This is a genomic window from Streptomyces sp. NRRL B-24572 (genome assembly GCF_002156145.1).
In the GTDB taxonomy this organism is placed as follows: Bacteria; Actinomycetota; Actinomycetes; order Streptomycetales; family Streptomycetaceae; genus Streptomyces; species Streptomyces vietnamensis.
The window spans coordinates 209-10,821 of sequence record NZ_MWIG01000721.1 but is presented as its reverse complement, the minus strand read 5'-3'; the positions used below and the strand labels follow the sequence as shown (position 1 = coordinate 10,821).

10 protein-coding genes and 1 pseudogene are annotated in these 10,613 nt (G+C 74.5%); 8 read left to right on the top strand and 3 right to left on the bottom strand.

Translation table 11 applies throughout. The features are described from left to right. A pseudogene (locus CCN56_RS34495) lies at positions 1 to 204 on the bottom strand (aldehyde dehydrogenase family protein); the annotation flags it as partial. A gap of 148 nt (positions 205 to 352) precedes the next feature. Between CCN56_RS34495 and CCN56_RS34490 the strand changes: the two are divergent. Continuing rightward, positions 353 to 1,123 (top strand): IclR family transcriptional regulator, encoded by a 771-nt coding sequence (locus CCN56_RS34490; RefSeq protein ID WP_086831745.1) that lies wholly within the window; start codon positions 353 to 355, stop codon positions 1,121 to 1,123. Positions 1,124 to 1,172: 49 nt separating this feature from the next. Here CCN56_RS34490 and CCN56_RS34485 read toward each other — a convergent pair whose 3' ends face one another. After that, positions 1,173 to 1,670, bottom strand: coding sequence for a cupin domain-containing protein (locus CCN56_RS34485; protein ID WP_086831748.1), 498 nt, complete (start codon positions 1,668 to 1,670; stop codon positions 1,173 to 1,175). Between the two features lie 166 nt (positions 1,671 to 1,836). On the opposite strand from CCN56_RS34485, the gene CCN56_RS34480 reads away from it, so the two are divergent. The 3 genes from CCN56_RS34480 to CCN56_RS34470 are packed head-to-tail and all read left to right on the top strand — an operon-like array spanning position 1,837 to position 4,723. Next, positions 1,837 to 2,832, top strand: a complete 996-nt coding sequence (locus tag CCN56_RS34480) for a hypothetical protein (RefSeq protein WP_086831744.1) — start codon at positions 1,837 to 1,839, stop codon at positions 2,830 to 2,832. Next, positions 2,829 to 4,064, top strand: a complete 1,236-nt coding sequence (locus tag CCN56_RS34475) for a sensor histidine kinase (RefSeq protein ID WP_086831743.1) — start codon at positions 2,829 to 2,831, stop codon at positions 4,062 to 4,064. The genes CCN56_RS34480 and CCN56_RS34475 overlap by 4 nt, the downstream gene beginning before the upstream one ends. 41 nt (positions 4,065 to 4,105) lie before the next feature. Beyond that, positions 4,106 to 4,723, top strand: coding sequence for a response regulator (locus tag CCN56_RS34470; RefSeq protein WP_373412936.1), 618 nt, complete (start codon positions 4,106 to 4,108; stop codon positions 4,721 to 4,723). A gap of 54 nt (positions 4,724 to 4,777) precedes the next feature. Here CCN56_RS34470 and CCN56_RS34465 read toward each other — a convergent pair whose 3' ends face one another. Next, positions 4,778 to 5,836, bottom strand: coding sequence for a hypothetical protein (locus CCN56_RS34465; protein WP_086831742.1), 1,059 nt, complete (start codon positions 5,834 to 5,836; stop codon positions 4,778 to 4,780). Between the two features lie 170 nt (positions 5,837 to 6,006). Between CCN56_RS34465 and CCN56_RS34460 the strand changes: the two genes are divergently transcribed. From CCN56_RS34460 to CCN56_RS34445, 4 genes are all read left to right on the top strand, one after another. Next, positions 6,007 to 7,455 carry a penicillin-binding protein 2 gene (locus CCN56_RS34460; RefSeq protein ID WP_086831741.1) on the top strand — a complete coding sequence of 483 codons (1,449 nt, stop codon included), beginning with the start codon at positions 6,007 to 6,009 and terminating at the stop codon, positions 7,453 to 7,455. 154 nt (positions 7,456 to 7,609) lie between these two features. Next, a complete protein-coding gene (locus CCN56_RS34455) occupies positions 7,610 to 8,005 on the top strand; it encodes a hypothetical protein (protein WP_086831746.1) in 396 nt (131 codons plus the stop codon). Beyond that, complete coding sequence (locus CCN56_RS34450) at positions 8,002 to 10,017, top strand: hypothetical protein (protein WP_086831740.1); 2,016 nt, start codon at positions 8,002 to 8,004, stop codon at positions 10,015 to 10,017. The genes CCN56_RS34455 and CCN56_RS34450 overlap by 4 nt, the downstream gene beginning before the upstream one ends. An 84-nt stretch (positions 10,018 to 10,101) precedes the next feature. Continuing rightward, the coding region (locus tag CCN56_RS34445) for an MFS transporter (protein WP_256962329.1) at positions 10,102 to 10,613 on the top strand (512 nt) is incomplete at its 3' end.

The following is a 10,613-nucleotide window of genomic DNA, read 5'->3' as shown; positions in this document are numbered from 1 at the left end:
GACGACGTGCTCGCCGGAGGCGTCGAGGAGGTCGGCGGCGGTACGGAGGAAGGCGGCCCGCAGCTCCCGGTCGGCGAGTGCCTCGCGGGTGGCCTGCGCGGATCTGACGGCACGGTCGACCTCGTCGGCTGTGGCCTCCACCGCGACCTGCTCGCGCGGCTTCCCCGTCCTGGGGTCCACACTCCACACTGGTTCTGCCGCCACCGCCACGCCCCTGTTCGCTATTCTGAACGCGGTTCTCATGGATGAACGCGTCTGGTGGGGACTCTATTGACGGCCCGGCCGTCTCCACAAGGGCCCCGTCCGGCCGGGCGCCCGGTGGGCGGCCGGACAACACAAAAGGGGTGAGGGCGTGGGGACTGCCGACGCGGGTGGGGCACAGGTGAAGTCCGCGGTGCGGACCGTGGAACTGCTCGAGTACTTCGCGGGCCGCCCCGGGATGCACTCGCTCGCCACCGTCCAGGAGGCCGTCGGCTACCCCAAGTCCAGCCTGTACATGCTGCTGCGCACCCTCGTCGAGCTGGGCTGGGTGGAGACGGACGCGACGGGCACGCGGTACGGGATCGGGGTGCGGGCGCTGCTCGTCGGCACCTCGTACATCGACGGCGACGAGGTGGTGGCCGCCTCCCGGCCCACCCTCGACCGGCTCTCCGACGACACCACCGAGACCATCCACCTCGCGCGCCTCGACGACACCAACGTCGTCTACCTGGCGACCCGTCAGTCCCAGCACTATCTGCGGCCGTTCGCCCGGGTCGGGCGCCGGCTGCCCGCGCACTCGACCGCGCTGGGCAAGGCGCTGCTCGCCACCCACAGCGACGAGCAGGTGCGCAAGCTGCTCCCGGAGACGCTCCCGGCGCTGACCGAGCACACGATCACCGACCGCGAGAAGCTCATCGAGGAGCTGCACGCCGTCCGCGAGCAGGGCTACGCGGTGGACCGCGAGGAGAACACCCTGGGGCTGCGCTGCTTCGGCGTCGCGGTCCCCTACCGGACTCCGGCGCGGGACGCGATCAGCTGCTCGGTGCCGGTGGCACGGCTCACCCCGGCCCACGAACGGATGATCAAGGACGCGCTGTTCGACGCGCGGGACCGGCTGACCCTGGCGACCCGCCGCCTGTGACGCACGGGACCGACCGACGCCTGCGACCCGCCGCCCGTGAGGCGCGCGCTCAGGCGCGGTCGGCGAGGGCCTTCCGCCAGACCGGGCTGTCGACGTAGTGGTTGTCGTACCGCTCCGAGGAGGCCTTGATCTCCTCGACGCCCGCCTCGCCCCGCATGACGCGGCCGAGGAGGCGCAGGTAGTCGAAGCGGGCCATGCCCGGCGTGAAGACGAAGAGGACGTCGGCCTCGGCGCCGGGCGCCGCCGCGAAGGCGTGCGGGGTGTGCGGCGGGACGAGGAGGAAGTCGCCCTGCTCCAGGACGGTCAGCTCCTCGCCGACCAGGACCTGCAGCGAGCCGCCGAGCACGAAGAACATCTCCGAGGCCTTGGTGTGGAAGTGCGCCGGGGCGCCGACCGCGCCCTTCGCGAACGAGGAGCGGTAGCTGGTGAGCTGCCCGCCGGTGGTGTCGGAGTCGGCGAGGAGGGTCATCACACTGCTCGGGTCGGCGGTGGTCTCGGCGGTGGCGGCGCGGGTGAGGAGCGGGGCGAAGGTCTCGATCTCGTTCATGATCACCACCCTAGGAGGCCATTGACCTTCCGAGCAGGGGCAATTGACCGTCGGAAACACGGGTCAATTCACGCACGGGGGAGGAGGGGCTCCTCCCCCGTGCGGCGGAGGCGGTTCACCGTTCGGCAGGAGGTGCCGGCCGGGGCCCGCGCGGGAGCGTGGAGCCATGACAGAAACCGCGCACCTCCCCGCCCCGGCGCCCGCCGCCGACCACCGTCCGAGCGCCGCCCGCCGGGCGCTGCGCGTCCTCGCGATCCTCGCCTGCCTCCCGTACATCTCGCTCAAGGTCGCCTGGGTGGCGGGCAGCCGGATCGGCATCCCGGCCGGGAGCGTGCTCCTGGAGCACCGGCAGATGATGGTGATCGCCAACTCCGTCTCGGTGGTCGCCGACGTCCTCGTCGTCGTCCTCGCCCTGCTGCTCACCCAGGCCTGGGGCCGACGGTTCCCCGCGTGGCTGCTCGCCCTCCCCATGTGGGCGGCGACCGGGCTGCTCGCCCCGATCATGGCCGGCTACCCGGCGCAGCTCGCGGTCGCCCTCGTCACCGGCGACGAGAAGGCCGCCGCACCCGCCGAACCCTTCCTGGACGAGTGGGTCTTCGGCGTCGTCTACGGCGGGTTCATCCTCCAGGGCCTCGCCCTCGGCACCCTTTTCGTCCTGTACGCCCGGGACCGCTGGAGCCCCCTGTGGCAGGGCCGGCTCGGCGAGCTCTCCGCCCGCGCGTCCGGGCTCGGGACGCGGGCCCTCGCCGTGGCCGGCGCGGTCGTCGCCCTCGTGCCCGCCACGCTCCATGTGCTGTGGGCGGCCGGTTCGACCACGGGCCTGTCCGCCCGGCTGATCGCCGAACGCGACTCCGACGACTACGTCCTGGAGGCCAACCGGTTCCTCTTCGTCGCCGTCGCCGTCGCCTTCACCCTCTTCCTGGCGCTGCGCCGGCCCGCCCGGCTCCGGGTCCGCACCACGCTCGCCCTGGCCTGGACGGCCTCGGGCGCCGTGGGCTGCTGGGGCGCCTACCTGTCGCTCGTCGCGCTGCTGCCCGATCCGGATCCGTCGAAGCACGTCCCCGGGCTCGTACAGCTGTCCTACGCTGGCGACATGATCACCGGGTTCCTTCTCGCCGCGTGCGTGGCACTGTTCCTCCGGCGGCGGAGCGCCGGGGCGTGAGACCGGTTGCGGCCCTGTTCGGGCAGCGGGCCAGGCTGCGCTGGCTCCATCTGATCCTGGGCGGCGCGCTGTTCATGCCGTTCTGGATGGTCGGCACCCTCGTCATGGGGCCGCTGCTCGGCGGCGGCGGCTTGTTCGGCGGCAGCCTGGGGGTGCAGTTCGGGGCGTACGCGGTGGGGTTGCCGCTCGCCGCCGTCGTCGCGCTCTTCCCGCTGGCCCGGCCGATGTCGGTGGCGGCGGCGCGGGCCCTGTGCGGGGTGGCGGCGGACCGGTTCGCGGACGGACCGGCGCGCGGACGGGAGGCCAGGGTCCGGACGGCCGGCTGGTTCACCCTCCACCTGGGCGCCGGGGCGCTGATCAGCGGGGCGACGCTCGCCCTGCCGCCGTTCGCGGTCGCCGTCATGGCGCTGCCGTTCTCGCCGGGGCTCCGGGACTCCGAACTCGGCCGGTACTGGGGTCTCGACCGGCCCTGGTGGGTCTGGGCCGCGATCCCGGCGGGCCTGCTGATGCTGCTCGGGCTCGCCGCCGTCGCCGCCGCGACCGGCGCCCTGCTCGCCCGGCAGGCGCCCCGGCTGCTCGGGCCCAGCCCGGCGGACCGGCTCGCGGCGGCCGAACGGCGCGCCGCCGAGGCCGAGTCCCGCAACCGGCTCGCCCGTGAACTGCACGACTCGGTCGGCCACGCGCTGAGCGCGGTCACCCTCCAGGCGGGCGCGGCCCGCCGGGTCCTGGACGGCGACAAGGCCGACCTGGAGTTCGTACGGGAGGCGCTGACCGCGATCGAGGAGACCACCCGGCGCACGGTCGGCGAACTGGACTGGGTTCTCGGCCTGTTGAGGAACGACGACACACCGGAGCACGGCCCCGGTCCGGGGCTCGACGCCCTGGAGGCCCTGGTGCGGGGCGCAGGCCCGCGGGTGGCGCTCACGGTGGACGGGGCGCTGGGCTCCGTACCGGAGGCGCTGTCCCGGGAGGCGTACCGGATCGTCCAGGAAGGGCTGACGAACGCGGCCCGGCACGCGGGCGGCGCGCCCGTCACCGTACGGCTCGACGCCCGTACCGAGGAGTTGGAGATCACCATGGAGAACCCCCTGCCCGACCGGCCCCCGGTCACCCGGCCCGACGGCGGGCGGGGCCTGCGCGGGATCGCCGAGCGGGCCCGGCTGCTCGGCGGCACCGCCGAGGCGGGTCCGGCGGACGGCGCCTGGCGCCTCACGGCGAGGATCCCCCGGTGAGCGCCCCGGCGATCAGGATCGTCCTCGCCGACGACGAGCGGATGGTCAGGACGGCCCTGCGGGTCATCCTGGACGCGGAGCCCGACCTGGAGGTCGTCGGCGAGGCGTCCACCGGCGCCGAGGCGGTGTCGGTGGTGCGGGCCGAGCGGCCGGACGTCGTCCTCATGGACGTGCGGATGCCGGAGATCGACGGGATCCGGGCCACCGAGCAGATCCTCGCCGGGATGGCGGAGCCGCCGCGGATCGTGGTGGTGACCACCTTCGAGAACGACTCCTACGTGTACGACGCGCTGCGCGTCGGCGCGGCCGGCTTCCTGCTGAAGCGGGCGGCGGCGGAGGAACTGGTGAGCGCGGTCCGGCTTGTCGCGCGGAGCGACTCGCTGCTCTACCCGGCGGCGGTACGGGGCCTGGCCGCCGAACACGCCCGCCGCCGGCCGCCGGTGGCGCCGCCCTGGGTGGCACGGCTCACCGAACGGGAGGCGGAGGTGCTCCGCCTGGTGACGACGGGCCTCACGAACGCGGAGATCGCCGCCCGGATGGGGGTGGGGCCGGCGACGGTGAAGACGCATGTGGCGGCGGTTCTGTCGAAGCTGGGGGCGCGGGATCGGACGCAGGCGGTGATCCTGGCGTACGAGTCGGGCTTCGCGGGAGCGGGCTGACCAGGCCCGCCCACCGTGCGGGCCCGCGCCCGGCCGGGCGGCGCCCCCGCCGCCTCAGGAGCGCGTAGCCGTCGCGCAGCCGCCACCGCCCTCCGCGATCGGCCCCGTCCGGTCGTACGGGTCGATCGTCTCGCCGCCCGTGCCGGCGGCCGCCCCTCCCCCGCCGAACTCCGGCCGGAAATAGCCGGTGACGTCGTCACAGCCGCCGTTCGTCATGTCGGTCTTGTACGACAGGAGGCTGAAGGTGCCCTTCTCGGTGATCACCTTCGACGGGTCGTCCCAGCTCACCACGGTCTCCCGCCGGACGATCACGCGCACGACCTCGTCGCCGCCGCCGGCCGGCGCGACCGGGTACACGTACGTGACGTCGGCGGTCACCTCCAGGGCCCCGAGCCGCCCCTCCCGGAAGCTCATCCGGCCGCGGGTCTTCACCACGTCCCCGACCGGGCGCGCCTGCGCCGGGTCGAAGCGGCTGAAGAGCAGCAGCGGGTCGTGGTCCTTGCCGGGGGTGGCCAGGGAGGTCGTGACGAAGGTCGTGACGTCCTTCTGGTGCGGGTTCATCAGGGCGATCGCCCTCTCCGGGCGTCCGCCGCGCAGCACCGCCGGATCCAGGCCGGACGCGGCGAGGAAGTCGCGGGTCCGCGCGAGCGCGCGCTCCACCTCGGCCTTCGTCATCCAGCCGGTCGCCTCGGCAGGGGGCACGGTGATGCCGGCCGTGCCGTTCGCCCAGCGGGCCGCCGGGGAGCCCCGGAAGGGCTCGTCGAGGGTGGGCCGCCCGCCCGGCTCGGCGGGCGGTGCCTGGTCCGGCCGCTCCGACTCCTGCGCGAGGGGCTTCCCGGCCGGATCGCCGTCGCCGCCGGACCAGCCGACGAACCCGCCCGGGTCCAGGGCCACGACGAGCAGCACGAGGCAGGCCACGAACCCCGCCACGTACCGGCCCTTGCGCCGCCGGGGCCGCCGGGCGGGCACGTGCGCGCGCCACGGAGTCGGTTCCGCGGGCTCGGCCCGCAGCCGGCCGGCGACCTCGCGGGCCCGCGCGGACGGCTCCTTCGGCGCGTCGCCCGCGCCCTCGACGGAGGTCCGGAGGAACTCCTCCCACACCTCGTCCGGCACGGACGAACCGTCCTGCTCCCCCCCTGCTCACACCGGCTCCTCATCCCGTACGTCTCGGGCCCCTCCCCAGGGCCTCAACATGATCACACGATGCTCGGACATGAAGGTTGGCTGAGAAACGGGCCACATCCGGAACGTCCGGCACCGGCCCGTTCGTCCCCACCAGTGCGATGAACAAGACGATCAGGCACACGTCGGTCTTCGTCCTGGTCCTGGTGCTCGCCCTCCTCGGGCGGGCCACCTGGGTGCAGGCGTACGAAGGCAAGGCGCTCGCGGACGACTCGAAGAACCGGCGGAAGACCATCGCGCAGTACGCGCAGCCGCTCGGGAACATCGTCGTGGCCGGTTCCCCGGTCACCGGCTCGAAGAGGACGGAGGGATCGGACCTCGCGTACAAGCGCACGTACACGGACGGCGAGCTGTACGCGGCGGTCACCGGCTACAGCTCGCAGGCGTACGGAGCCACCCAGCTGGAGGGCATCTACTCCCATGTCCTCGACGGCACCGACGACCGGCTGAAGAACCCCCTGGACGCCGTCACCCGCAAGCAGCAGCAGCCGGGCACGGTCGTCACCACGATCGACCCGGACGTGCAGAAGGCCGCCTACCGGGCGCTCGGGAGCAAGAAGGGCGCGGCCGTCGCCGTCGACCCGGCGACCGGCCGAATCCTCGCCATGGTCTCCACCCCGTCCTACGACCCGTCGAAGATCTCCGGGACGAACGACGGCGACGTCTGGAAGCAGCTGATGGCCGACGAGGACAAGCCGCTGGTGAACCGCGCGCTCCGGCAGCCGCTCCCGCCCGGCTCCACCTTCAAGCTGGTCGTCGCGGCCGCCGCCCTGGAGGACGGCCTGTACGGCTCCGTCGACACGGCGACGAAGAGCCCCGACCCGTACACCCTGCCGGGCACCCGGACCGTGCTGAGGAACGAGAACGCCTCCGCGCCCTGTGAGAACGCCACGATCCGCACCGCGCTCCGCTACTCCTGCAACAACGTCTTCGGCAAGATGGCCGCCGACCTGGGGCAGGACAAGGTGAGGGCGATGGCGGAGAAGTTCGGCTTCAACGACGCCGAGCTGGACGTCCCGGTCCGCGCCTACGCGAGCGTGTACCCCTCCGGCATGGACAAGGCGCAGACGGCGCTGACCGGCATCGGCCAGTTCGACGTGACCGCCACCCCGCTGCAGATGGCCATGGTGTCGGCCGCGATCGCCAACGACGGCCTGCTCGCCGCCCCGCACATGGTCTCGGAGGTCGTCGACTCCGACGGCGACGCGCTGACCTCGTACGAGGACGGCGACACCGAGCGGATCGTCTCCTCCTCGACGGCCGAGCAGCTGCGGAGCGCGATGGTCACCGTGGTGGAGAAGGGCACCGGCACCAACGCGGCCGTGGACGGCGCCGAGGTCGGCGGCAAGACCGGCACCGCGCAGCACGGCGAGAACAACAGCAAGACGCCGTACGCCTGGTTCACCTCGTACGCCAAGGACGCCTCGACCGGGAAGCAGGTCGCCGTCGCGGTCATGATCGAGGACTCGGGCGCGGCCCGCTCCGAGGTCAGCGGCAACGGCCTGGCGGCCCCGGTGGCGCAGAAGATGATGGAAGCCGCGCTGAAGTGAAGTGACGTGAGACGGGGACCGATTGGCCGCGGGTCCCCGTCGCACGATATGCAGGGTCACGCTCGTGAACCGAGCGCGTATTCGATCCGCTGACCCTGCACTCACCTCGCGGAGGACCGCCGTGCGCCTGCCCCGTTCCCTGTCCGGCTGGACCATGGCGGTCTTCGGCGTGCTCGCCGCCGCCCTGGGGGTGGTGGGCCTGGTCGCCCCTGACGCCCTGCTCACCGTCATGGGCTTCGAGCCGGTGCCCGCGGGCGGGCGCGCCGACGGGGACCACACCCTGGTCTTCCTGACGGCCTCCTCGATGGCCGCGCTCAACATGGGCGTCTACTACGTCCTGGCCGCCCTCGCCGACTGGAAGCCCTTCTTCCGCTGGACGGTCCCCTTCCGGCTGCTCACCTTCACGGTCTTCACCCTGGCGGTCGTCACCGGCCGCGCCCCGGCCGGCTTCCTCGGCGTGGGCCTGTGGGAGGGGCTCGGCGCGGTGGTGACGGGGGTCGCGCTGCGGTACGAGAAGCGGGCGGCCGTACGGACGGAGGCGCGGGCGTGAGCGAACGGCATCCGGGCGGGCCCGACCCGCTCGCCGGGCTCGACGACGTCGACTGGGCGTCCCACCGTCACGCGTACGGTCCTGCGGCGGACGTCCCGGGGCTGCTGCGCGCCCTGTACCGGCCGGACGAGGCCGCCGACGCGGCCGACACGCTGTACATGAGCGTGCACCACCAGGGTGGCTGCGTCGCGTCGGCCGCCGTCGCCGCCCTCCCTTTCCTCGTCCGCGCGGCCACCGACCCCTCCGTCGACGCGCCGGTACGGATCGACCTGGTCGACCTGGTCGCCTGCGTCGCCGCCGAGGGCAACCGGGTCGAGCCCCGCTGGATCGCGCCCGGCTGGGCCGAGGCCTGGGACACGGCGGTCCCAGGCCTGCTGCCGCTGCTCCACGACCCCGAGCCGGAGGTACGGACGGCGGCCGTCGGCGCCCTCGAAGAGGCCCACGGGCGGGCCGACGAGGCCCTCGCCGCCCTGTGGACGCGGCACGCCCGGGAGACCGTGCCGGAGGTCCTGGGCGCGCTCGTGGACGCGGCGGGCGAGCTGGCCGGCCACGCGGACCGGGAGCGGGAGCCGACGCTCGCCCGGCTCCGCGGGCTGACGGCCCCGGACGCGGGCCCCGGGGAGCGTCTTCGGGCCGTGGCCGCCCTGCGGGTCGCCGGCGCCCCCGGGCACCACGCGCGCGTGGTGGACGAGGTGCTCGCGGGCGGCGACCTCGGGGGGTACCGGGTGGCCGAGGCGGTGAAGCTGCTCGGCGGGACCCTGGCGGAGCGGACCGGGCACCTCACCCGGCTGCTCGGGCACCCCACCGCGTCGACCCGGCGCGAGGCCCTGGAGGCGGCCGCCGGGGAGCTGAGCCGCCGGCGCTCGGCCGTCCCCCTCCTGCTGCCGACCGCGGCGGAACTGCTCGACGACCCCGAACCCGACAACCGGCTGTTCGCCGCCCGGGTGCTCGGCATGTGCGGGACCGCCGCACTGCCCTGGGCGGACCGGCTGGCCGCCATGACCGACGACGAGGGCGAGCCGTACCTGCCCGCGCAGGACCACGCCCTGTGGGCGCTGTCCCGGACCGGCGACCCGCGCTGCGCCGCCCCGCTCGCGCGCCGCCTCGGCGGGGAACGGCTGGGCTTCGGGTACTTCTCGGTCCACTCCGAGGGCTGGTGGACGCACGAGCTGAGCCTCAGCGAGACCCTCGGCCCGCTCGCCGCCCACGCGCGCGTGCTGCTGCCTCCGCTGCGGACCCGGCTCGCCGCCGTACGGTCGGTCGACGAGGCGCGGGCGCTGGCCCAGGTCCTGACGGCCTGGGGCCCGGCCGCCGCTCCCGCGGTCCCCGAGCTGTGCGGCCTTCTCGAGACCGACGGCGCCGTGTGGGCGGCCGAGGCGCTCGCCGCGATCGGCCCGGAGGCGGCCGCGGCCGTGGACCGGGACCGGCTGCGGGCCCTGATCGACGCCCCGCCGGAGGGCCTGCCCTTCGCGGCACGTGCCCTGGCCCGTGCGTACGGCAGGCTCACCGGCGACCGGGGGCCCGCGCTGGCGCTGTACCTGCCGCGGCTCGACGAGCCGTACGGGAACGACCACACGGCGATCGTGCTCGGCGAGCTGGGCCCGGCGGGTGCCCCGTACGCGGACCGGCTGCGCGAGCTGCTGCGCTCCGAGGCGACGGGATGGGTGCCGGTGCGGGTGGGCGAGGCGCTGTGGCGGATCACCGGGAGGGCGGAAGAGGTCGTGCCGGTGCTGGTGGCGGCGGTCGAGCCGTACACCGGCGGGGGCGCCACCCGGGCGGTCACGGAGACGGTCCGGCTGCTCGGCCGGATCGGCCCGGCGGCCGCGCCCGCCGTGCCCGTGCTCCGGGCGTTCCTCGACGCGGACGAGCGGCCGGTGGAGCACGGCGGCTGGCGGTCCGTACCGGAGGACGACGAGCTGTGCGCGGCGGCGCGCGCCGCGCTGCGGGCTACCGCGGGTCCGGCGCCCCGCGGCGCCGGAACACCGCCCGACCAGGGCGATCGCCGGATGTGACGGGGTGGCGCAGGGGCCGCCGGCCCTGATTCCTAGGGCATCTGACCGATCCCCGCGGACCGCCTCAGACGCCAGCCTTCGGCCATGCGTTGGTATTGGTATCTGACAGGTGTCGTCGTGTCCGGATTCGGCACGACGGCGATGTGGCTGGTCTCCGGGATCTGGGTCAAGTCCCTCACGGGCTCGGACAGCCTGGCGGCCCTGGCCTCCTTCGCCCTGTGGGCGCCCGTGCTCCTCGGGCCGCTGCTCGGCACGCTCGCCGACCGGGTGCGGCGCAGACCGCTCCTGGTCGTCCTGAACCTGGCGATGGCGTGCCTGCTGCCGCTCCTGCTGTGGGTGGAGTCGGCGGACCGGGTGTGGCTGCTCTTCGCGGTCCTCGTCCTCTACGGGGCGCAGGGCTCCGTCCACGACGCGGCGGAGCAGGCCCTGATGGCGAGCGTGGTCGACGAGGATCGGCTCGGCACGTTCAACGGGCTGCGGATGACGGCGAACGAGTCGATGAAGCTGATCGCCCCGCTGGTCGCGGCGGGGCTCTTCGCCGCGTACGGCGGCGGGCCCGTCGCCCTCCTGGACGCGGTGACCTTCGCGGTCGCGGC